The organism is Streptomyces niphimycinicus (assembly GCF_018883605.1).
GTDB lineage: Bacteria > Actinomycetota > Actinomycetes > Streptomycetales > Streptomycetaceae > Streptomyces > Streptomyces niphimycinicus.
The window spans coordinates 1-21436 of record NZ_JAHLEM010000320.1 but is presented as its reverse complement, the minus strand read 5'-3'; the positions used below and the strand labels follow the sequence as shown (position 1 = coordinate 21436).

General features: G+C 68.8%; 20 protein-coding genes. 4 read left to right on the top strand and 16 right to left on the bottom strand.

Translation table 11 applies throughout. The features are described 5' to 3' along the window. Nucleotides 1–251: 251 nt before the first annotated feature. The 4 genes from KN815_RS27050 to KN815_RS27035 form a co-directional block, all read right to left on the bottom strand. Nucleotides 252–881 (bottom strand): protein kinase family protein, encoded by a 630-nt coding sequence (locus tag KN815_RS27050; protein ID WP_308403678.1) that lies wholly within the window; start codon nt 879–881, stop codon nt 252–254. Nucleotides 882–1164: 283 nt separating this feature from the next. Continuing rightward, nucleotides 1165–1608 (bottom strand): glycine-rich domain-containing protein, encoded by a 444-nt coding sequence (locus KN815_RS27045; protein WP_216344519.1) that lies wholly within the window; start codon nt 1606–1608, stop codon nt 1165–1167. A gap of 160 nt (nt 1609–1768) precedes the next feature. Continuing rightward, the gene (locus KN815_RS27040) at nt 1769–2014 is read right to left on the bottom strand and encodes a hypothetical protein (RefSeq protein ID WP_253209270.1); all 246 of its coding nucleotides are present in this window, start codon (nt 2012–2014) and stop codon (nt 1769–1771) included. Next, nucleotides 2011–2172 carry a hypothetical protein gene (locus KN815_RS27035; protein ID WP_216344517.1) on the bottom strand — a complete coding sequence of 54 codons (162 nt, stop codon included), beginning with the start codon at nt 2170–2172 and terminating at the stop codon, nt 2011–2013. Before KN815_RS27035 ends, KN815_RS27040 begins: the two co-directional genes overlap by 4 nt. Nucleotides 2173–2518: 346 nt before the next feature. Here KN815_RS27035 and KN815_RS27030 point away from each other — a divergent pair, with 346 nt between their 5' ends. After that, on the top strand, nt 2519–3859 hold the full coding sequence (locus KN815_RS27030; RefSeq protein WP_216344516.1) for a tetratricopeptide repeat protein: 1341 nt from the start codon (nt 2519–2521) through the stop codon (nt 3857–3859). 94 nt (nt 3860–3953) lie between these two features. On the opposite strand, the gene KN815_RS27025 is transcribed toward KN815_RS27030, so the two are convergent. The 3 genes from KN815_RS27025 to KN815_RS27015 all read right to left on the bottom strand — a co-directional run bounded on the left by KN815_RS27025 (nt 3954) and on the right by KN815_RS27015 (nt 7166). Beyond that, nucleotides 3954–4748: a protein kinase family protein gene (locus tag KN815_RS27025; RefSeq protein WP_216344515.1), complete on the bottom strand. Its 795-nt coding sequence runs from the start codon at nt 4746–4748 to the stop codon at nt 3954–3956. A gap of 7 nt (nt 4749–4755) precedes the next feature. Next, nucleotides 4756–5673, bottom strand: coding sequence for a radical SAM/SPASM domain-containing protein (locus tag KN815_RS27020; RefSeq protein ID WP_216344521.1), 918 nt, complete (start codon nt 5671–5673; stop codon nt 4756–4758). A 317-nt stretch (nt 5674–5990) separates the two neighbouring features. After that, entirely contained in the window at nt 5991–7166 is a 1176-nt protein-coding gene (locus tag KN815_RS27015; protein ID WP_301184648.1) for an acyl-CoA dehydrogenase, read from the bottom strand. A 163-nt stretch (nt 7167–7329) separates the two neighbouring features. Between KN815_RS27015 and KN815_RS27010 the strand changes: the two genes are divergently transcribed. Further along, a complete protein-coding gene (locus KN815_RS27010) occupies nt 7330–8670 on the top strand; it encodes a UDP-glucose dehydrogenase family protein (protein WP_216344514.1) in 1341 nt (446 codons plus the stop codon). 66 nt (nt 8671–8736) lie between these two features. Here KN815_RS27010 and KN815_RS27005 read toward each other — a convergent pair whose 3' ends face one another. The 4 genes from KN815_RS27005 to KN815_RS26990 form a co-directional block, all read right to left on the bottom strand. Next, nucleotides 8737–10164: an alkaline phosphatase family protein gene (locus KN815_RS27005; protein ID WP_216344513.1), complete on the bottom strand. Its 1428-nt coding sequence runs from the start codon at nt 10162–10164 to the stop codon at nt 8737–8739. A gap of 225 nt (nt 10165–10389) precedes the next feature. After that, nucleotides 10390–11589 (bottom strand): dipeptidase, encoded by a 1200-nt coding sequence (locus tag KN815_RS27000; RefSeq protein WP_216344512.1) that lies wholly within the window; start codon nt 11587–11589, stop codon nt 10390–10392. Between the two features lie 207 nt (nt 11590–11796). Continuing rightward, a complete protein-coding gene (purE, locus tag KN815_RS26995) occupies nt 11797–12321 on the bottom strand; it encodes a 5-(carboxyamino)imidazole ribonucleotide mutase (protein WP_216344511.1) in 525 nt (174 codons plus the stop codon). Further along, nucleotides 12318–13586 carry a 5-(carboxyamino)imidazole ribonucleotide synthase gene (locus KN815_RS26990; RefSeq protein WP_301184649.1) on the bottom strand — a complete coding sequence of 423 codons (1269 nt, stop codon included), beginning with the start codon at nt 13584–13586 and terminating at the stop codon, nt 12318–12320. Before KN815_RS26990 ends, purE begins: the two co-directional genes overlap by 4 nt. Before the next feature lie 43 nt (nt 13587–13629). Between KN815_RS26990 and KN815_RS26985 the strand changes: the two genes are divergently transcribed. Beyond that, complete coding sequence (locus KN815_RS26985) at nt 13630–14157, top strand: GtrA family protein (protein ID WP_059145136.1); 528 nt, start codon at nt 13630–13632, stop codon at nt 14155–14157. Nucleotides 14158–14210: 53 nt separating this feature from the next. Here the strand turns inward: KN815_RS26985 and KN815_RS26980 are convergent, their stop codons facing one another. Beyond that, nucleotides 14211–15464 carry a sensor histidine kinase gene (locus tag KN815_RS26980; RefSeq protein WP_216344509.1) on the bottom strand — a complete coding sequence of 418 codons (1254 nt, stop codon included), beginning with the start codon at nt 15462–15464 and terminating at the stop codon, nt 14211–14213. Between the two features lie 22 nt (nt 15465–15486). Then, the gene (locus KN815_RS26975; protein ID WP_014061218.1) at nt 15487–16167 is read right to left on the bottom strand and encodes a response regulator transcription factor; all 681 of its coding nucleotides are present in this window, start codon (nt 16165–16167) and stop codon (nt 15487–15489) included. Nucleotides 16168–16491: 324 nt separating this feature from the next. Between KN815_RS26975 and KN815_RS26970 the strand changes: the two genes are divergently transcribed. After that, nucleotides 16492–18018 carry a peptide MFS transporter gene (locus KN815_RS26970; RefSeq protein WP_216344508.1) on the top strand — a complete coding sequence of 509 codons (1527 nt, stop codon included), beginning with the start codon at nt 16492–16494 and terminating at the stop codon, nt 18016–18018. A gap of 123 nt (nt 18019–18141) precedes the next feature. Here the strand turns inward: KN815_RS26970 and KN815_RS26965 are convergent, their stop codons facing one another. The 3 genes from KN815_RS26965 to KN815_RS26955 form a co-directional block, all read right to left on the bottom strand. Then, nucleotides 18142–19545 (bottom strand): hypothetical protein, encoded by a 1404-nt coding sequence (locus KN815_RS26965; protein WP_216344507.1) that lies wholly within the window; start codon nt 19543–19545, stop codon nt 18142–18144. Nucleotide 19546: 1 nt separating this feature from the next. Next, a complete protein-coding gene (locus KN815_RS26960; protein ID WP_216344506.1) occupies nt 19547–20620 on the bottom strand; it encodes a hypothetical protein in 1074 nt (357 codons plus the stop codon). After that, the coding region (locus KN815_RS26955) for a COG1470 family protein (RefSeq protein WP_216344505.1) at nt 20617–21436 on the bottom strand (820 nt) is incomplete at its 5' end. The genes KN815_RS26960 and KN815_RS26955, both read right to left, overlap by 4 nt.

Genomic DNA, 21436 nt, shown 5'->3' with positions numbered 1-21436 from the left:
CGATCCTGCCGACCGGCCCACGAGTGCCGAAGTCTGCAAGGAACTGAGCAGCGGACACTGAGCCCCTTGATCCGCCCCGCCCACCAGGTGCAGCGCATCGTGATGGCGCGCAACCTTCCGTAATCCTCCGGGACGGACGAGCGGCGCCGGGCCCGATCGGGCCCGGCGCCGCTCGTCCGTCCCGGAGGATTACGGAAGGTTGCGCGCCATCACGATGCGCTGCACCTGGTGGGCGGGGCGGATCAAGGGGCTCAGTGTCCGCTGCTCAGTTCCTTGCAGACTTCGGCACTCGTGGGCCGGTCGGCAGGATCGGGGCTGAGCATGGCTTCGATGAGCTTGCCGAGCACTCCGGGCACCTTCACTGGGCGGTGCGGTCCGTCCACGATGGCTTGCCGCTGATCCTTGCGGCTGGCGTCGTCGGGGTACGCCACGTGGCGCAGTCCGGTCGCGCTGATGAAGAGCGAGGCACCAAGGGCGTAGACGTCCGCCGCCAAGGTCGGGGTGGCCGTACCGGTCTCCAGCACGCTCCGGGAGATCTCGGGGCCCTCGTAGTGGACGAGACAGCCCCGATAGCCGAAGTCGTACGCGGCGGGGATGTCGCCGCCGTGAGCCAGGGCGAGATCAATGAGTGCCGTTCCCTCGGGGCTGATGATCAAGTGCGCGGGTTGGACGTCTCCGTGGGCCCACCCTGTGGCATGCAGTGCGGCCACGGCTTCCGCACACGACAGCGCTTCGCCTAGATCGGGCTCTGATGAGGCCCCCTCGGCGCGGTGCGGCTGCCACAGGTCATACAGGCTCTCGCCCTGGTGCCAGGGCTGGATGTTCCAGGTGCCGTGCTCCCAGTCGCCGTAACTCACCCCTCCGGGGCTGAGCTGCTGCAAGATGGTGCCCTCACGGGCAGGAGCTAAGGCCGTCCATGCATGCGTCGCGCTTGGATACCCGACCTTTGCGGCATGTCTGCCTCCGTCTGTAGTGATCTCCCAAACGGTTGATCCACGACGGTTCAGTACCTGTCGCTTCGACACGGGCGTAAGCGTGTCGAGCACGCTACCCGGTAGTTCGTACGGCCCCGAATGGATCACAGCGCAACTCCTCCCAGAGGCGGGACCGGCCCTCTGTGAGAGCCGGTCCCGCTTCACGTCATCGGCCGGACATTACAGGCGGTCAGTTGGCCCTGTAGTCCCGTCCGCAGTCCGAGTCACACTGCGCGGCGCTCTCACCGTTCACGGTCCACAGGTCATCGAAGACCATGAAGCCCGCCGTTTTCATGGCATGCGCCGTGGTGGCGACGGCTTCCAGGGTGCGACCGCCGCCGCCGGGGGCGGGGTTGTGGTTCAGGAAGCGCCCGGCGTGCTGGTCGCAGAACTCCGCGTACGCCTTGGTGTGCAGGATGAAGGCGTGCAGTCCCATGTCCACGTCGTCCGACGGGACCATGGGCACGGTGGCGGTGGCCACGGTGGCGAGGAACGCAACCGCCTGGTCGGCGATGCGCTCGGCCCGCTCCGGGGTCTGCCCGTTGTGGGTGGCCATGAAGTGAGCGAGGCTGCCGAATAACTCTTCGCTGACCAGTGAGCGGCCGGTCCGCTGGTCGTTCGCTACTGCTGTCATTGCTGTGTTCTCTCCCTGGTTCGAGTGGTGCACGGCACTTGCTGACCCGCCCCGACCGCTGGCCCTTCCTGTTGCGAACGATCGGGGCGGGGGCTCACCCACCCACCGGGCGGGGATCAACACCGTCCGGCGGGTGGAGTCATGGGATGCGTCAAGGCGACTATGTGTCGCCGGGGTTGGGGTGCGGTCGTGCTGCCTCGGGGAACTGGAGGTTCCTGGAGTCGGTCATCCACTCCTGTCCGCCCCTCTGGCGGCGGAGGAACGCGACGAGTGGGCCCGGCATGCGGTGGTCGAAGGCGAGTTCATCGACGTCACAGATGGCTTGGAGGATGCCCGTGCGCTCTGCGGCAGCGTCGTAAGCCTCCTCGCCCGGTTGCGGCCCGTTGTACGGTGTCGGCTCGTTCACCCGATCCACCCCCATCGAGGGCCGAACGGAGGCATCGTGTGACCGTCCGGATGGTGCCGGATCTTCAGTTCAAGATCGGCGGCCAGCCGATAGTCACCGGCTTCCTCGGCCTTGGCCTTCTCCTGCTTCAGCCGGGTGCACGTGGCGCATGAGGTCATCGGGTCTGCCCTCCGCGCCCAAGGTGCTTGTCGATCTTCTTCTTCAGGGTCTCCGCACGCTGGTCCGTCGGCGACGCGTGCCGGTGTGGGCTTTGAGGCATCGGTCGTCCGATGGCGCCCAGGGACGGGGAATAACCTTCGTCCCCACCGTTCCATGGATCGGGCGATACGCTCTCTCAGGTTGACGCTCCTCTTCAGCGTTGACCACGCCCCCGGACCGGTCGCACGGTCGCGGGGGTCCTTCTCGCTCTAGGCAACCGCTCCGCTACGCATCGCGGTACCGTGGCGAGAACGGCGGTTTTTAAGAGCTTTAAGCGCCTGCTTTAGCTGAGGAGTTGAGCGCCGAGTGAGTGAGCGGGAGCCGAACAAGGGCCTGGAACGGCTGTTCCGAGAGACCGGGTGGACGCTGCGGCAGCTCGCACAGGAGGTCAACCGCATCGGCACGGAACGCGGAACACCGCAGAAGTACCGGGAGCCGTCCGCTCATCAGTGGCTTCGGGGGCACATGCCGAAAGAGGCTGCCCGACCGCTGATCCTGGAGGCGTTCGCCCGCAAGCTGGGCCGCCCGATCACGCACGCTGAGGCAGGGTTCCCCCTGCCTGCCGACGAGTCGAACGCACGCCTGGGTACCGTTGAGGCGTTGATCGACTTGGGGAGGCAGGACATGGACCCCTCGCGCCGCAGTGTCCTTGGCGTGAGCCTCTTCTCTGTCGCGCTGACGGTACCCAACTGGCCGGACGTTGTGGGCCGCATGGAAGCCATTCAGACAGGGCGAGTGCAGCACATAGGGATGCCTGATGTCCATACGGTCGTGGCCATGACCGAACGGATCTCAGAGCTTGATGATCAGTTCGGCGGCCGCCATGCGCGACCCATGGCCGCAGCTTTCCTTGTCAATACGGTGGCTCCGTACCTCCGGGCCGACGCCACAGAAGAAGTCCGTAAAGCGATGATGTCGGCTGCGTCGGACCTGTGTTACCTCACCGGGTATATGGCTGTGGATGAAGGGGTTCACGGACTGGCTCAGAAGTATTACTTGAAGGCTTTGGAGTTGGCTGGAGCCTCAGAGGATCACCTGACTTTCTGCACTACGCTGCGAGGCATGAGCGTTCAAGCGGTTGATATCGGGCACGGCCGAGAAGCTATGAAACTAGCGAATTCCGCTGCCGCTGCTTCCCCCAACGCGGGGCCGAGAATGCGGGCCTTCCTTGCTGGACAACAGGCACACGCTGCCGCACAGCTCGGGGAGCGCAATAACGCCTTTAGGCACCTCAAAGAAGCAGAGGTCGCCATGGAGAAGGCCGAATCCCGATCGAAAACGTTCGGCTCATATAATCCATCATCGCTCACGTATCACATTGGTCAGGTGCGGTACGAATTGAGCGATGTTCGTGGCTCCATCGAGGCACTTGAGGAATCCGATAAGCTACGACACCAGTCATTTCGCCGGAACCGGATCCGTTATCTGTCCATGCTTGCTGAGCGGCAGCTAGAGGTTGGCCACCTCGAAGTCGCATGCGCCACATGGAAGAAAGTCGTGGACATCTATCCGCAAGTCCAATCAGGCCAATGCGACCGAAGTATTTCGAATATGTATTCTCGCATTCGCCCTTACCTCAAGAATCGAGCAGCTCAGGCCCTCTACGAGCGCGCTCGGAGCATCGCCCCCGACCCCCTCGTCAGGTAGCCTCGCCACGACGACTTTAGAGGGCGTCCTCCAGGATTTCCCCGTGCTCACTTACCCGTCCCCACAGGCCACGAGCCGCCGCCGATCACGTGGTTCACAGGTACACGCCTCGGTGTGTGGCCCACGCCTCGGTTGCCTCAGCCATGGCAGCCAGCCACCGCTCTCCGGGCCTCCGAAGGGCCCTGTGGCGGTTCATACGGGCGTAGGCCACCGCGAAGGCGTCGATGGCCTCGGGGTCGGCGTTCACCCAGGCCGCGCATGCGGACGCCCACGACTCGGCACTCTCCGGGGTGTGGTCGGCGGCAACGAGCTGCACCACGAGCATGGCCGGATCGATGAACGCCGCGCCTCTGGTCGGCCAAGACCAGTCCACGACCCAGGACCGCTGGCCGATGAGCAGATTGCTCGGGTTGATATCCGCGTGGAGTAGCGTGTCGCCCCGGAACAGCGCTGGAGCGCCCCTGTCGGCGAACCAGTCCCACCGGGTCTCTGTCCAGTCCCGGACGACCCTCGGAAGCTCCATGTCGTGGATGCGATTGAGAAGATCCACAACCTCCGGCAGGTCTGCTGAGGCAGGCTTGAAGTCGGTCTCTCGTCCCTTGACCATCTCGAACCCGAGGACGATCCATTCCTCGTTTTCAGCTGACCAGAGCAGGGCCGGGGCGACCGATCGAACGAACGGGTTGATCACCTTCTCCCGCACCATCTGATCACGCCGGCCACCGGGGCGGTTCTTCATCGCCTTGACGAAGAAGGGCCCGTTCTCGCATTCGACGACGGCAAGGAGATCCGTGCTGAACCCGTGCCCGTCAGGCGGACCGATACAGGTCACCTGGCCCGTGTACGGCCTGATCAACGCCCTGAACCCGGGACCGGGATCGAGAGTCATCAGGGCGCTATCTCCTTGGGTTGCAGTACGTAGACGGAGTGCCTGGGCTGCATTCCTGATCATCAGGGCTGCATGCGGGAGGCACTTGCCCTTGGGGGTTGCAGGGAGTTTGAGCAGGGTAACAAGGGCTGTGGTCGGGGTAGCACCTTTTCGGCTCGCATTGGAACTCGGGCCGAGTGCGGACCGCGCTGCGGATCGCCGCGTTCGCCTCGGCCATGGCGGCGCCGCCGAGGATATCGGCCAAGGCGTCTTCCTGAACGTTCCCCACGCTCATCCAACCAGAGAAGACACACGGGGAAACCTCGCCGCCAGGGCCGATGGCAGCCCTGCCGGAACCGCACCGGCCGCAGAGCCCAGATGCGTCCGACTCCTGGTCCTGCCCACCCCGCCCGAAGGGGCGAACGTGATCCACACCGATCCTCGCCACGCCCAAGGACTCAAGATCACGCCGGGACGCGTCGATGGTCTCCTCGCTATCGCCGATGACACCTACACGCAGCGGGATGCCCAGTCGAACGGCTTTCGCGATGTTCCCCCGCGTCCGGGCATGGCTGGGGCGGCCGGTCATCGCATTGTGGTGCGCAGCCTGGTCTGAGTAGTACGACGTGGCAAGGCTGGCCCCTTCGCACTGGAGGAACGTCCACCACTTCGCCGTGATGTGGACGAGATTGCTGAAGATCTCGACGTGCAGGCCGAGGGCCAGCGCGTGCTCGGCAAGGACGGCGGCGTGAGGGTGCATGGTCGGCTCGCCGCCGATGAACTGAACGCTGCGGACGCCCAGGCATGCGGCCTGGTCCAGAACGCTGATCCAGTCGTCACGGGGCATGGCGCCGTGGGTACCGTCGGGCCCGGATGAGTTGTAGCAGTGCGTGCAGCGGAGCTGGCACTTCCGTGTCAGGTCCAGCCACAGGAATCGGGGTGTCATCGTCTGCGCTTCCGTGACCGTTGTCACTGGCCTGTCCCTTCTTGCCGCGTGATTGCTCACGCCACCGCTTGGCGATCAACAAGGGGACGCTCAACGACGAGCTTACGAAGGCAGGTTGAGCGGGAGTGGACGACCGATAGCGTGCACGGTGAGCTTCCCTCGAGGAACACCGAAACAGCCTCTGACGCGCAAATAGATCGGTCCAAGGCATCAAGGCGTCTGACGCCTTCGATCGCCTGCCCCACGGCGGACGGCAAAGCCGCCCAGCGCCCCAGGGCGGCAAAGCCGCCCTGGGGCGCTGACCCGTGACAAAGGCTCTACGGAAGGTTGCGCGCCATCACAATGCGCTGGACCTGGTTGGTGCCTTCATAAATCTGCGTGATCTTGGCGTCGCGCATCATCCGCTCGAGCGGGTAGTCACGGGTGTAGCCGTAGCCGCCGAGAAGCTGGACGGCGTCCGTGGTGATCTCCATCGCGGCATCCGAGGCGTAGCACTTGGCCGCGGCGCCGAAGAACGTCAGGTCCTCCTTGCCGCCGCCGGCGGAGACCCGCTCGGACTTGGCCGCCGCCGCGTAGGTGAGCTGCCGGGCGGCCTCCAGCTTCATGGCCATGTCGGCGAGCATGAACTGGACGCCCTGGAAGTCGCCGATCGGCTTGCCGAACTGCTTGCGCTCCTGGACGTACCCCTTGGCGTAGTCCAGGGCGCCCTGGGCGATGCCGAGGGCCTGCGCGGCGATGGTGATCCGGGTGTGGTCGAGGGTCTTCATGGCGGTGGCGAAGCCGGTGCCCTCTTCGCCGATCATGCGGTCGGCGGGGATGCGGACGTTGTCGAGATAGACCTCACGGGTCGGGGAGCCCTTGATGCCGAGCTTCTTCTCCGGGGCGCCGAAGGAGACGCCCGGGTCGGACTTCTCGACGACGAAGGCGGAGATGCCCTTGGAGCGCTTCTCGGGGTCGGTGACGGCCATCACCGTGTAGTACTCGGAGACCCCGGCGTTGGTGATCCAGCGCTTGACGCCGTTGAGGACGTAGGAGTCGCCGTCGCGCACCGCCTTGGTCTTCATCCCCGCCGCGTCCGAGCCCGCGTCCGGCTCGGAGAGGCAGTACGAGAACATCGCGTCGCCCTTGGCGAGCGGCGCCAGGTACTTCTTCTTCAGCTCCTCGGAGGCGGAGAGGATGACCGGCAGCGAGCCCAGCTTGTTGACCGCGGGGATCAGCGAGGACGAGGCGCAGACCCGGGCGACCTCCTCGATGACGATCACGGTGGCCAGCGCGTCCGCGCCGGAGCCGCCGTAGGACTCGGGGACGTGCACCGCGTGCAGATCGTTCGCGACCAGGGCGTCGAGCGCCTCCTGGGGGAAGCGGGCCCCCTCGTCGACCTCTGCCGCGAAGGGGGCTATCTTCGCCTCGGCGAGAGAGCGGACGGCGTCCCGGAGCATGTCATGCTCCTCGGACGGCCGGTACAGGTCGAAGTCGTTCACCGAGGACGCCAAGCCTCTCACTCCCCAAGAGTGCTAACTACCGTTAAGTAACTGAATTCTAGGGGCGACGGCCCGGTACGTATACGTGAGTTACCCGACAGAGTCGCTGAGCCCGTCCCGTGGTCCCGACTATGCTCAGGCACCGCATCTGCGATCGACCGTTCTGGAGCACTGCATGGCCCTCAAGATCACTGTGATCGGCACCGGCTACCTCGGCGCCACCCACGCAGCGGCCATGGCGGAACTGGGCTTCGAGGTGCTCGGCCTCGACATCGTGCCCGAGAAGATCGCGATGCTCACCGAGGGCCGGGTGCCGATGTACGAGCCCGGCCTCGAGGACCTGCTGCGGCGCCATGTCGCGGGCATCGAGGGCGCCACCGGGCGGCTGCGCTTCACCACCTCCTACGAGGAGGCCGGGGAGTTCGGCGACATCCACTTCATCTGTGTGAACACCCCGCAGAAGCACGGCGAGTACGCCTGTGACATGAGTTACGTCAACGCCGCGGTGGACTCGCTCGCCCCGCATCTGCGCCGCCCCGCACTGGTCGTGGGCAAGTCCACGGTGCCGGTCGGCAGCGCCGACCTGCTCGCGGCCCGGCTGGCCGAGCTGGCCCCGGTGGGGGCGGACGCGGAGCTGGCCTGGAACCCGGAGTTCCTGCGCGAGGGATTCGCCGTCCAGGACACCCTGCACCCGGACCGGATCGTGGTCGGCGTCGCCGGCGACCGGGCCGAGAAGCTGCTCCGCGAGGTGTACGAGACGCCCATCGCCGAGGGCTCGCCCTTCGTGGTGACCGACTTCCCGACCGCCGAGCTGGTGAAGGTCGCGGCCAACTCCTTCCTGGCGACGAAGATCTCCTTCATCAACGCCATGGCCGAGGTATGCGAGGCGGCGGGCGGCGATGTGGTCAAGCTCGCCGAGGCCATCGGCTACGACGAGCGCATCGGAAGCAAGTTCCTGCGGGCCGGGATCGGCTTCGGCGGCGGCTGTCTGCCCAAGGACATCCGGGCCTTCATGGCGCGCGCCGGTGAGCTGGGCGCCGACCAGGCGCTGACCTTCCTCCGCGAGGTCGACTCGATCAATATGCGGCGCCGCGGCCATATGGTCGAGCTGGCCCGCGAGGCCGTCGGCGGCAGCTTCCTGGGCAAGCGGGTCGCCGTGCTGGGCGCGACCTTCAAGCCGGACTCGGACGACGTCCGGGACTCCCCCGCACTCAACGTGGCCGGTCAGATACAGCTCCAGGGCGCCCAGGTCACCGTCTTCGACCCCAAGGGCATGGAGAACGCCCGGGCCCTCTTCCCGACCCTCGCCTACGCGGCCACGGCGGCCGAGGCGGCGCAGGGCGCCCATGCGGTGCTGCATCTCACCGAGTGGCGCGAGTTCCGCGAGCTGGACCCGGCGGCGCTGGGCAGCGTCGTCGCCGAGCGCCGCATCCTGGACGGGCGCAACGCCCTGGACCCCGACCACTGGCGCGAGGCCGGCTGGACCTACCGCGCGCTGGGGCGCCCGCTGGCGTAGCCGTTCGCCCTGGGCCACTGCCCCCACCGGACGGGCTCCGGTGGGGGCAGTGGCGTCGGGTCGGTTTCAGCGGCGGGGGCGGTGGCCGCGTTCCTGCCGCGGGGGCTTCTGGTCGGCGCCCGGCAGGGTCGGCTCGGGAAGGTTCTCGACGTCCTTCTTGGCCTGCTCCAGTTGCTCGGCCGTGTCGTCCGGCAGCTTCGGCGGCTTCGGCGCGGCATGCGAGAAGCCGAAGGCCGAGGTGAGGTCGCCGAAGGTGCGGCGGCGCCACTGGCTGATGTTCGGCTCCTCGACCCCGGTCAGCCGCTCCAGGAACTGGAGCACCGAGGTGTGGTCGAACGCCTGGCCCGCGGCCCAGCCGCCCACCGTCCACGGCGAGACGATCAGACAGGGCACCCGGAAGCCGCCGCCGATGGGCAGGCCGCCCACGAACTCGTCCACGGTCCCCTGCTTGGGGGTGGGCGGCGGGACATGGTCGAACAGGCCGTCGTTCTCGTCGTAGTTGAGGATGAAGACGGTCTTGCGCCAGACCTCCGGGTTGGCCGCGATGGCCTCGATCTTCGAGGCCACGTAGTCGGCGCCGGCGGCGGGCAGATAGTCCGGGTGCTCGGACTGGGTGCTGGTGGGGATGATCCAGGAGACGGTCGGCAGCCGGTCGCTGCGGGCGTCCTCCTCGAACGTCCCGGCGGGGCTGACCACCATGCCGCGGTCGTGCAGCGGATCGCCCGGCTTAGCGTCCCGGAACCGCTGGAACTGCTCCAGCAGATTGCAGCCGTAGTCGTCCTCCTCCTGGTACACCTTCCAGCTCACGCCCGCCTGCTGGAGGCGTTCGGCGTAGGTCGTCCAGCGGTACGGCTGCGGGGCGGTGTTGTCCAGGACCGGACCGCCCTTGCGGCCCGCCGGGTCGATGGTGCCCGTCATCCAGTACAGCCGGTTGGGCCAGGTGGGGCCGAAGACCGAGCAGAAGTAGTTGTCGCAGATCGTGAACGCCTCGGCGAGCGCGAAGTGGAACGGGATGTCCGCACGGGTGTGATAGCCCATGACGTACGGGCCGTTCTTGCCGTCGGCCTTACGGTGCGCGGGCAGCCACTTGTCCATGGCGCCCTTGTTCCACGCCTCGTGCTGCACCGACCAGGCGTGGCTGGTGGAGGGGATCGCCTGGGCGCTGGTGGAGTGGGTGTCCAGATGGAACGGGAGCAGATAGCCGTCCGGGTTCTCCGCGTCCGGCTGGTAGAAGACGGACTTGCCGGTGGAGAGGGTCAGGGCGTCCGGGTCGGCGAAACCGCGCACTCCCTTGAGGGTGCCGAAGTAGTGGTCGAACGAGCGGTTCTCCTGCATCAGCAGGACGACGTGCTCGATGTCGTGGAGGGAGCCGCCCTTGGCCGGTCCGGCGGCTATCGCCTGCTGCACACTCGGCGGCAACAGCGACGCCGCCGCGCCCACACCGAGCGAGCCGGCGGCGGCACCGAGAAGTCTACGGCGGGTGAAGTCGGGCATAACGCCTCTTTCCCGTTGAGTGCGTGAGAGATCGTCAGACCACTTCGACTCTCTCGCCCAGAGGGCAACGGGGAAGAGGAGAATTGCGTGAACGATGCATCAAGGCATCGCAAAGGCACCAAGAGCCGCTAAAGCGGCTGTTGGTGCCTCAGATGGGGTGTTGCGCTCGCCGCTCGGTGCGCCGGGGGTGGTGCGCCGGGCGGTGGTGCGTCAGGCGGTGGTGCGTCAGGCGGTGGCCGCGCCGTCCAGTTGGTCGATGGTCGCGAGGGACGGGCCTCGGGTGCTCTGCGCGGTGCGCGCCACGTCCTCGGCGCCGCGCAGCGTACGGACCGCGTTCTGCCAGGTCAGCTTGGCGAGGTCGGCCGGTGACCAGCGGCGGTCGAGAAGCTCGGCGATCAGGTTCGGATAGCCCGCGACATCGGTGAGGCCCTCGGGGGTGAAGGCGGTGCCGTCGAAGTCGCCGCCGATGCCGATGTGGTCGATGCCCGCCACCTCGCGCATATGGTCGAGGTGGTCGGCGACGGTCGACACGGTCGCCAGGGGACGCGGGTTGGCCTCCTCGAAGGCGCGCTGGACCGTTATCCCGGCGGACGTCATCTCCAGCGGATGCATTCCGTGGGCGCGCATGTTCTCGTCCGCCGCCTTGGTCCAGGCGACCGCCTCGGGCAGGACGAACTTGGGGACGAAGGTGACCATCGCCACGCCCCCGTTGGCGGGCAGCAGCCCCAGCACATCGTCGGGGATATTGCGCGGATGGTCGCAGACGGCGCGCGCGGAGGAGTGCGAGAAGACCACGGGCGCCTCGGTCACCCGGAGCGCGTCACGCATGGTGTCGGCCGAGACATGGGAGAGGTCGACGAGCATGCCCAGGCGGTTCATCTCGCGCACCACCTCCTCGCCGAAGCGGGTGAGGCCATGCGCCTTCGGCTCGTCGGTCGCCGAGTCGGCCCACGGGACGTTGTCGTTGTGGGTGAGCGTCATATACCGCACGCCGAGGTCGTACAGGGTGCGCAGGGTGGCCAGCGAGCAGTTGATGCTGTGGCCGCCCTCGGCGCCCATGAGGGAGGCGATGCGGCCCTCGGTCCGCGCCGCCTCCATGTCGTCGGCGGTGCGGGCGGGGCGCAGGTCGGTCGCGTAGCGGTCGGTGAAGCGGCGGACGACGTCGATCTGTTCGAGGGTGGCGCTGACGGCGGTGTCACCGCTGAAGTCCGAGCGCACGTACACCGACCAGAACTGGGCGCCTACGCCGCCCGCGCGGAGGCGGGGGATGTCGGTGTGGGTGTGCTGGGTGAGGTCGGCGGCCATGTCGCGCTGGTCCAGGTCGTAGCGGACCTGCTCGCGCAGGGCCCAGGGGAAGTCGTTGTGGCCGTCTACGACGGGGTGGGCGGCCAGCAGGTCGTGGGCTTGCGCGAGGTGATCAGTCATGCCCGTAGTTTCGTATGCGACGGGGTCGAAGTCACGTGTTGGGGCGCGGTGCGTGTGCGGTGGGGGCGCCTTGGGGGCTCCGCCCCCGGGCCCCCGCCGGGGCTCCGCCCCGGACCCCGCTCCTCAAACGCCGGAGGGGCTGGAGTTACCCGGCGGGGCTGGAGTTACCCGGCGGGGCTGGAGTTACCCGGCGGGGCTGGAATGGGCTCAGTGGCCGAAGCCGAACGAACCCGCCCCGTCCACCTTCGCCCGCAGGCGCTTCCCCTTCTCCGTGGCCTGGGCGTTGAGTTCGTCCTGGAACTCGCGCATGCGCGCCTGGAGTCCGGGGTCGTGTGCGGCCAGGATTCGGGCCGCCAGCAGGCCCGCGTTGCGGGCGCCGCCGATGGAGACGGTGGCGACCGGGACGCCCGCGGGCATCTGGACGATCGACAGCAGGGAGTCCATGCCGTCGAGGTACTTCAGCGGTACGGGCACCCCGATGACCGGCAGCGGGGTGACGGAGGCGAGCATGCCCGGGAGGTGGGCGGCGCCGCCCGCGCCCGCGATGATGGCCTTGAGGCCGCGGGACGCCGCGTTCTCCCCGTAGGCGACCATCTCGCGCGGCATGCGGTGGGCCGAGACGACATCCACCTCGTACGGGACCTCGAACTCGTCGAGGGCCTTGGCCGCTTCTTCCATGACGGGCCAGTCGGAGTCGGAGCCCATGACGATGCCGATCACAGGAGCGCTCATTCGGTGATGGTCCCTCGGAGGTAGTCGGCGGCGTGCCGGCCGCGCTCGCGCACATCGGCCAGGTCGTCGCCATAGGTGTTGACGTGGCCGACCTTGCGCCCGGGCTTCACGTCCTTGCCATACATATGAATCTTGAGCGCCGGGTCGCGCGCCATGCAGTGCAGATACGCGCCGTACATATCGGGGTAGTCGCCGCCGAGCACATTGGTCATCACGGTCCATGTCGCGCGCGGCCGCGGATCGCCGAGCGGGAGGTCCAGTACGGCCCGCACATGGTTGGCGAACTGGGAGGTGACGGCGCCGTCCTGGGTCCAGTGACCGGAGTTGTGGGGGCGCATCGCCAACTCGTTGACCAGCAGCCGGCCGTCGCGGGTCTCGAACAGCTCGACCGCGAGATGGCCGACCACGCCCAGCTCCGCCGCGATCTTCAACGCCATCTCCTGCGCCGTACCGGAGAGCTCCTCGGAGAGGCCGGGGGCCGGGGCGATCACGGTGTCGCAGACCCCGCCCACCTGGATCGACTCCACGACGGGATAGGCCACGGCCTGGCCGTGCGGGGACCGTACGACGTTGGCGGCCAGCTCGCGGGCGAAGTCGACCATCTCCTCGGCGAGGACGGGCACCCCCGCGCGGAACGGCTCGGCCGCCTCCGTCACGTCGCGGACGACCCAGACGCCCTTGCCGTCGTAACCGCCGCGCACCGTCTTGAGGACGACCGGGAATCCGTCGCCCTCCCCCGCTTCCGCCGCGAACCGCGAGACGTCCTCGGGGTCGGCCACGATGCGGTGGCGGGGGCACGGCACCCCGGCCCGGCTCAGCCGCTCGCGCATCACACCCTTGTCCTGGGCGTGCAGCAGCGCCTCGACTCCGGGGCGGATGACCACGCCATCCGCTTCCAGGGCGCGCAGATGCTCCGCCGGGACATGCTCGTGGTCGAAGGTGACCACATCACAGCCTTGTGCGAAGGCACGAAGAACGCCCAGGTCGCGGTAGTCGCCGATGACGACATCGCTGACCACCTGGGCCGCCGAATCCTGGGGGGTGTCACTGAGCAGCTTGAACCTGATGCCGAGGGGGATGCCCGCCTCATGGGTCATACGGGCGAGCTGGCCGCCACCGACCATGCCGACTACCGGAAATGTCACCCTCCCAGGGTAACTTCCTCCGCCGACCGGCCCTGACCTGCGTTGGAGGAACCTCCAGACATACCCGCCGGACACCCGACCGCGGCCTGAAGGGCGCGGGGCGCGGCCGCTGGTTAGCATGGTGGGATGGACGACGCCGACGGAACGGGGCTGAACGATCACCATGAGTGAACGGAGCACACTCGGCGGGCTGCGCGCCCAGATGGGGCAACTGGCTCGCGAGATCGCGAAGTTCGGGGTGGTCGGCGGTGCCGGCGTCTTCGTCAATCTCGCGGTGTTCAACCTGGTCCGCAGCGTCACCGAACTGCCGGTGGTGCGGGCCAGCATCGTGGCCACGGTGGTCGCCACCGGCTTCAACTACGTGGGATACCGCTACTTCACCTACCGGGACCGCGACAAGCAGGGCCGCACCAAGGAGCTCAGCCTCTTTCTGCTGTTCAGCGCCATCGGCCTGATCATCGAGAACGGGGTGCTCTACGCCGCCACCTATGGCTTCGGGTGGGACAGCTCACTTCAGAGCAATGTGTTCAAGTTCCTCGGCATCGGCCTGGGCACCCTCTTCCGCTTCTGGTCCTACCGGACCTGGGTGTTCCGGACACTGCCCGCCCGGGACGCCGTCGTGCGCGCGGAAGCCTTCCTGTCCGACGCGCCGCCCGCCCAGGCCACCCGTAAGCAGCCGGTGCGCAAGTAGGTCCGCAGTAGCAGTAGGTCGGCAAGGGGCGCCCGAGGGCCCTCGGGCGCCGCTCAGGCGCCCGCCGAGGCGTCGTCGGCCTCCCGGCTGAGGAAGAGCGCGAACACCGGCGGATGCTGCTGGAGCAGCTCCAGCCGCCCGCCGTCCGCCTCCGCGAGATCCCGTGCGACGGCCAGCCCGAGCCCGGTGGAGTTCCGTCCGCTGACCGTCCGCTCGAAGACCCGCGCCCCCAGGTCCGGGGAGACCCCCGGCCCCTCGTCGGAGACCTCCACCACGGCCTGGTTGCCGGTGACCCGGGTACGCAACGCGACCGTACCGTCACCGTGCATCAGCGAGTTCTCGATCAGCGTCGCCAGTACCTGGGCGACCGCGCCCGGCGTGCCCACCGCGCGCAGCCCCTTCTTGCCCGAGCGCACGATGGCGCGGCCCTCGCTGCGCGAGGCCGGGCGCCACTCCTCGATCTGCTGCTTGACGACCTCGTCCAGGTCGAAGGCGACCGCGGAGCCGCTGCGCGGATCGCGCGAATTGGTCAGCAGCCGCTGGACGACGTCGGTGAGCCGCTCCACCTGGCCCAGCGCGATCGTCGCCTCCTCCTTGACCGTCTCCGGGTCGTCGGTGAGCGTGATCTCCTCCAGCCGCATCGACAGCGCGGTCAGCGGCGTACGGAGCTGATGCGAGGCGTCGGCGGCCAGCCGCCGCTCGGCGGTGAGCATCCGGGCGATGCGCTCGGCGCTCCCGTCCAGGACATCGGCGACCCGGTCCAGCTCCGGCACCCCATAGCGCCGGTGGCGCGGCCGGGGGTCACCGGAGCCCAGCCGCTCGGCGGTCTCCGCGAGATCGGTGAGCGGGGCGGAGAGCCGGTGCGCCTGGCGTACGGCGAGGGCGACGGCGGCGAGCACGGCGAGCAGCGCGACCGCGAGGATGATCAGCATGGTGCGGCCGACCTCGCGGCTCACCGTGGTCCGGGACGCCTCGACCCGTACGACCTCGCCCTGCTCACCCGGCTCCTCGGCGGAGATGACACTGCCCGTGGGGCGCTTGCCGATCTCCACATTGCGGTGGTCGGGCATCCTGATCACGGCGTAGCGGCCGGGCTCGATCTGCTCGCGCAGCACTTGGGGGGTGACCCCCTCGCCCCCCAGCAGCCTGCTGTCGACGATGCTGACCAGGCGCACCGCATCGGAGCTCACGCTCTCCTGGGCACTGTTCTCGATGGTCCGCGTCTCGACGATGACCAGCGACAGGCCGAAGACCGCGATGACGACGAGCACCACGGCCAGCGTGGAGTTGATCAAACGACGGCGCATTGCCCCACCGTGTCAGCCCTCGTCAGCTTTTCTCGAATCGGAAGCCGACGCCACGAACGGTTGCGATATAGCGGGGGTTGGCCGCATCGTCACCGAGCTTCTTGCGCAGCCAGGAGATATGCATATCGAGGGTCTTGGTGGAGGACCACCAGGTGGTGTCCCACACCTCGCGCATGAGCTGATCGCGGGTGACGACCCGCCCGGCGTCCCGCACGAGGACGCGCAGCAGATCGAACTCCTTGGCGGTGAGCTGAAGCTCCTCGTCGCCCATCCAGGCGCGGTGCGACTCGACATCGATCCGCACCCCATGGGTGGCCGGCTGCTGTTGCTGTGTCTCGACGGCACCGCGCCGCAGCAGCGCCCGGACCCGGGCGAGCAGTTCGGCGAGCCGGAAGGGCTTGGTGACGTAGTCGTCGGCGCCGGCGTCCAGGCCGACCACCGTGTCCACCTCGTCCGCGCGGGCCGTGAGCACCAGCACCGGAAAGCCGTGGCCCTCCGTACGGAGCCGACGGCAGACCTCGAGCCCGTCCATTCCGGGCAGGCCGAGGTCGAGGACGAGCAGGTCGACGCCTCCTTGCAGACCGGCGTCGAGCGCGGTGGGTCCGTCCTCGCGCACCTCGACCTCGTACCCCTCGCGGCGCAGGGCGCGGGCGAGCGGCTCCGAGATGGATGCGTCATCCTCGGCGAGCAGTACTCGGGTCATGGGGGTGATGGTAGTCCGCTGAGGTCGGGGCACGGGGCGCGTACGGCGCGACGGACGGAGCACGGAAGGTTGCACGCCTCCACCGTGAGCTATCTCTCACCGTCTCCAAGAGTGTCAAGTACGTGTCGTATGGTGAAACAACGTCTGTAGCACTCCTCCGGGACCTTTGGTGACGAAGACGCACCCAAAGGTCTCTGTCATGTCCGGAGCGGGGAAGGGGCCGGCACGACCGGCCCGGACCACATCCGGCGCTCAGTCGCTCAGCCATCCCCCCATGGGCGCCGGCCGCTCGGCAGCGCTCTCTGAGCACGCAAGGAAACCACCATGGCGTCCAGCCTGACGAAGGGCGCCACCGCGCAGGGGACCCCTGCCGGCGGCAAAACCTTCTTCGGCCACCCCCGCGGCCTGGCCACTCTCTTCATGATCGAGATGTGGGAGCGGTTCAGCTTCTACGGCATGCGGGCCCTCCTGGTGGTCTATCTGATCTCCGGCGGCCCCGACGCCAAGTCCGGCGCGCAGGGCGGCGGACTCGGGCTGACCGAGGGCAACGCGGTCGCCATCTACTCGGTCTATCTGGCCATGGTCTATCTGCTGGCCATGCCGGGCGGCTGGTTCGGCGACCGGGTCTGGGGCCCGCGCAAGACGGTGGTCATCGCGTCCGGGATCGTCATGGCCGGGCATCTGGCGCTCTCCGTCCCCGGCCAGGCGACCTTCTTCGTCGGCCTCGCGCTGGTGGCGCTCGGCTCCGGTCTGATCAAGGCCAACATCTCGACGATGGTGGGCCAGCTCTACGACGGGCCGCAGGACCCGCGCCGGGACGGCGGCTTCACCCTCTTCTACATCGGCATCAACCTCGGTGCCTTCGCCGCCCCGTTGGTCATCGGCACCGTCGGCCAGTCGTACAACTGGCACCTGGGCTTCGCGCTCGCCGCGCTGGGCATGGCGCTGGGGCTGGTCCAGTTCCTGATCGGCACCCGCCATCTGAGCCCGGAGAGCAACGTCGTCCCCACCCCGCTGGCGACCGAGGAGCGCCGCTCCTGGCTGCGCAAGGCGATGATCTGGCTGATCGTCGCCGCGGTCTTCTACACCGGCGTGGTGCTCAGCGGAAGCTGGACCCTCAACTGGGTGCTGATCCCGATCACCATCCTGGGCCTGATCATCCCGACCGGCGTGCTCATCCGGATCAAGCGCGACCGGGAGCTCTCGGCGGTCGAACAGACCAAGGTGAGCGGCTACATCTGGTTCTTCGTGGCCGCCGCCGTGTTCTGGATGATCTACGACCAGGGCGGTTCGACGCTGTCCGCCTTCGCCGAGTCCAAGACCGCGGACACGATCTTCGGGCTGCACTTCCCGTCCTCGTGGTTCCAGTCGGTCAACCCGCTGATGATCATGGCGCTGGCCCCGCTCTTCGCCTGGCTGTGGCTGTGGCTGGCGCGGCGTGACCGGGAGCCGAACACCACGCTGAAGTTCGCGATGGCCCTGGTCCTGATCGGCGCCTCGTTCTTCGTCTTCGTCGTGCCGATGGGGATGGCCCAGGACGGGACCAAGGTCAGCCCGCTGTGGCTGGTGTCGATCTACATGGTCCAGACGATGGGCGAGCTGTGCCTCTCGCCGGTCGGCCTGTCGGTGACCACCAAGATGGCGCCGGCGAAGTACGCCAGCCAGATGATGGGCGTGTGGTTCCTGGCCGTGACCGCGGGCGACTGCGTCACGGGGCTGCTCTCCATCGCCGGGGTCGATCTGAGCGGGATCGGGGTGATCACGCTGGAGGCGGCCATGGCGGCGCTCGCGGGCTTCGCGGTCTTCATGTACCGGAAGAAGGTCGTGGCCCTGATGGCCGACGTCCACTGACGTTCGCAGCGGTACGCGGGCACTCCGTAGCGGGCACTCGGTAGCGGGCACTCGGTAGCGATACGAGGGACCCGGCGCGGGAAACCGCGCCGGGCCCTTCGCCGTTCCGGGTGGCTGCCCGGTTCAGCGGGTGGTGCCGCGCAGCTTGCGCCACGGGGTGAGGGTGAAGATGGCGCCGCCGAGCAGCACGGTGGTACCGGCGATCAGGGCGAGCGCCTTCAGCCCGCCGTGGTCGCCGGCACCGGTGTCGGCGAGCCCGCCGCTGGTGGCCGAGCCGCCGCTGCCCGAGGTGCCGCCCCCGGAGCCCCCGGAGCCCCCGGAGGTGCCACCGCCGGTCGAGTCACCGCCGGTGGTGCCGCCGGGCTGGCCGGTGGTGTCCAGTTCGAGCGAGGCGCCGGGGTCCTTGGACGGGGTGCAGGTGGTGGTCGTACCGAGCGCCTTGACCGTCAGCACCCCGGGAGTGAGCGTCGACTTGCCGCTCGCGCCCGGCTTGTAGGTGCCGGTGAGGTCGGGGATCTCAATCGGATCACCGGACTTGATGGGCCCCTTGTTGGTCGGCCCCGCCACGGCGACGGTGCCCTTGTCGGCACCGCCCACCTTGACGGCCATCGACGGCTTGACCGAATCGGCGGGGATATCGGCCGGGCTGTCCATCACGGACTTGCCGAACTTCACGGTCAGCGCGAAGCTCCCGCCGCTCTTGGTGGCGTTGATCTGGACCGGGGAGGTCGCGTTCTTGTCGCCGATGGGGGTCTTGCAGGCGTAGGCGACCTCAACCTCCTTACCGGTGTACGAATCGTCTCCGCCGCCTCCGCCACCGGTGTTCCCGCTCGTGGTGCCACTGGTCGTGCCGCTCGTGGTGCCACTGGTGGTACCGCTGGTCGTCCCGCTCGTGGTGCCACTCGTCGTACCGCTGGTGGTGCCACTTGTCGTGCCGCTGGTCGTCCCGCTCGTGGTGCCGCTGGTCGTGCCGCCCGGACCGCTGCCGCCGTCCGTCACCTTGATGGTCGCGGCGGCCTTGACGTCCTCCTTCGCCGAGCACTTGGTGTCCGTGGGCAGCGGCTTGCTGACGTTGATGTTGTAGCCACCGGGCGTCAGCGTCACCTCGCCCGCCTTCGTGAGCTTCAGCTTCCCCTTCATGTCGGAGAGCTTCATCTCACCGCCCTTGGGGATCGCCGGGTTCTCCCGCGGCCCCTCCATGGACAGGTCACCGGTCTGTGCGCCGCCCACCGTGATGGTGCCGGTCGGCAGGATGGTGTTGGCCTCCAGGTCGAGGATCGGCGGGTTCTTGGAGGCGGCCTGCACCGTCTTCCACACCACCTCGACCTCCTCCCCGACCTTGGCCGTCGCCGGTGCCGTGACGGCCACGGTCGTGGTGCCCTCCACCGGCGGCATACCGGAGATCGGAGGCGGTAGACACTCGGTCTTGTACGAGACCTCGGCGCCCGCCGCGCTGCCCGCGCCGAGCAGCACGCCCGCACCGCCGAGCAGCAGCGCGACGGTGGCCGCACTCACTCTTCGTCGCATCTCAGGTGGTTCCTTTCGGAGTCGATCGGATCTCCTCGGACGGTGCGGAAATCTGGTGGTGCGGCGGTGCCTCCGGCGCCGTGTCGGGGGTGAACCAGGGCAGCGCCGGATGCGCCCCGTTCGCCGCGGCCGGTCCGGACGCGGTTGATCCGGACGACGGGGATGAGGGCGGGGGCGGGGGCGCGGCCCGGGTCGTACGGGGCCGTACCTTGTCCACGACGGCCATGCCGATCCGGAAGACCGTCGCCGCGACCACCACGCACAGCAGGACCCAGAAGAGCGTGACGCCCCAGGGCCGCCCCACCGTCCACGGCTGTTCGACGAGCAGCTTGGCTCCGTAGCGCAGCGAGACCAGATAGTCGCCATGGGCCCCGGCCGACAGTTCGACGTCCAGCTTGACCTGCGTCTTCTTCCCCGGCTTGAGCGTCCCCCGCCATCGCTGCTCCTCCCAGGAGGGGGCGAAGACGCCATGTGAGGTGCCCACTTCGAAGACCGGATCGCGGGCCGGGGTCGAGCCGAGATTGCCGACGGTGACCACGAGCCGCCGGCTCGGCGGTGCACCGAACCAGGTCAGCAGCCCGCTGGAGCCGTCGAGCCGGGCCGAGAGCACGCTCAGCCGCTCGCCTCCGCTCCGCTCCTTCGGCAGCGGCGCGACCGGATGCCCGGCGACCTTGAACGCCACGTCCGTGGCGGCGGCTTCACCGGTCGCGGTCGCTATATGGATGACACAGGGGCAGGGTTTGGGCGGCTCGGAGACCGGCAGCTTCTTGGTGAAGGTGCCGTCCGCGCCGACGGTGACCGCCCTGCCGTCGCCGTTGGCACAGGAGTTGGTGCCGCCGATCATGTTCTGGCCGCAGATGAGCAGGGTCAGCAGGGCACGCGGCCGCCATCGGGCGCCGGTCACGGTCACCGTGCCGCCCGTGCCCGCCTCGGCCCGGGAGACCTTCGCGGTCGGGCCCTCGGCCGCCTTGGCGCCGCCCGTAAGGGGCGCACCGAGGGCGAGGAGGACCAGGGCGAGCACGGTGACCACGGCGGCGGGCCGGGCCGGGGTGCCTGCGAATTGGCGTGCGTTCACGTGGTCGCTCCTGCCCCTGTGCGCTGCGGTTGCGGCGGTGGCTGCGGTCGCGGGGTGCGGGGTCGGCGCCGTCGTCTGCGCAGCAGCCAGACGCCTCCGCCGGTGCCCGCGCCCACCAGAACCGCCGCCGCGGGGGCGAGCAGCCACCAGGGGACGGCGGTGTATCCGGCGGTCGCCGTGGCGTGTGCGCCCCCGCCCGCGGTGACCGTGAGCCGCACGTCCACCGAGTCCAGGGCGGGCGGATGCGGCCAGTTCTCGGTGAGCCGCACCCGTTTGCCCGGCGGCAGCTCGACCGGCAGGGTGCGCGGGTCCCGGCGCAGCACCTGGCCGAAGAGCCCGTCGGCGCGTACGGCCAGCCGCGGGGTGAGCACGGTGTTGCCGCGGTTGACGAGGGCGTAGCGGATGGCCGCCCGGTCGCCGCGGCCCTGGATCGTCACGTCCTCCACGGCGAGGGCGGACAATGTCGCACCGCTGATCCGCAGCCGCAGCCGGACCGCGATCTCGCGGCCGCCGGAGGAGACCATGACCGCGCCGGGACGTTCGCCGGGCGCCGCGTCGGAGGGGACGGTGACGGTGAAGGGGATGTCGGCGCGGGTGCGGGGCGGCACCGTCACCCGCTGTTCGGCGAGCGCGATACGGCCGCCGTCGGCGGCGCGCAGCCGGACGGTGCGGGGGCGCTCGCCCTTGTTGGTGACCGACAGCTTGTCCTCCAGGACGGCGCCGGGCCCGCCTTCGAGGTAGATGTACGGCCGGTCGCCCGCGCCCGGTGCGCTGCCGCCCCCGGCGGCGGGCGCCGCCGACCAGTCGGGTCCGGCG

What these genes read in the sequence shown, in the direction of transcription:
- KN815_RS27005 (WP_216344513.1), bottom strand. Translation starts at nt 10,164, where the DNA reads ATGCCCGACTTCACCCGCCGTAGACTTCTCGGTGCCGCCGCCGGCTCG.
- KN815_RS27035 (WP_216344517.1), bottom strand. Translation starts at nt 2,172, where the DNA reads ATGACCTCATGCGCCACGTGCACCCGGCTGAAGCAGGAGAAGGCCAAG.
- KN815_RS26975 (WP_014061218.1), bottom strand. Translation starts at nt 16,167, where the DNA reads ATGACCCGAGTACTGCTCGCCGAGGATGACGCATCCATCTCGGAGCCG.
- KN815_RS26990 (WP_301184649.1), bottom strand. Translation starts at nt 13,586, where the DNA reads ATGCTAACCAGCGGCCGCGCCCCGCGCCCTTCAGGCCGCGGTCGGGTG.
- KN815_RS26980 (WP_216344509.1), bottom strand. Translation starts at nt 15,464, where the DNA reads ATGCGCCGTCGTTTGATCAACTCCACGCTGGCCGTGGTGCTCGTCGTC.
- KN815_RS27025 (WP_216344515.1), bottom strand. Translation starts at nt 4,748, where the DNA reads ATGACTCTCGATCCCGGTCCCGGGTTCAGGGCGTTGATCAGGCCGTAC.
- KN815_RS26965 (WP_216344507.1), bottom strand. Translation starts at nt 19,545, where the DNA reads ATGCGACGAAGAGTGAGTGCGGCCACCGTCGCGCTGCTGCTCGGCGGT.
- KN815_RS27000 (WP_216344512.1), bottom strand. Translation starts at nt 11,589, where the DNA reads ATGACTGATCACCTCGCGCAAGCCCACGACCTGCTGGCCGCCCACCCC.
- KN815_RS26970 (WP_216344508.1), top strand. Translation starts at nt 16,492, where the DNA reads ATGGCGTCCAGCCTGACGAAGGGCGCCACCGCGCAGGGGACCCCTGCC.
- KN815_RS26985 (WP_059145136.1), top strand. Translation starts at nt 13,630, where the DNA reads ATGAGTGAACGGAGCACACTCGGCGGGCTGCGCGCCCAGATGGGGCAA.
- KN815_RS27010 (WP_216344514.1), top strand. Translation starts at nt 7,330, where the DNA reads ATGGCCCTCAAGATCACTGTGATCGGCACCGGCTACCTCGGCGCCACC.
- KN815_RS27020 (WP_216344521.1), bottom strand. Translation starts at nt 5,673, where the DNA reads ATGACACCCCGATTCCTGTGGCTGGACCTGACACGGAAGTGCCAGCTC.
- purE (WP_216344511.1), bottom strand. Translation starts at nt 12,321, where the DNA reads ATGAGCGCTCCTGTGATCGGCATCGTCATGGGCTCCGACTCCGACTGG.
- KN815_RS27045 (WP_216344519.1), bottom strand. Translation starts at nt 1,608, where the DNA reads ATGACAGCAGTAGCGAACGACCAGCGGACCGGCCGCTCACTGGTCAGC.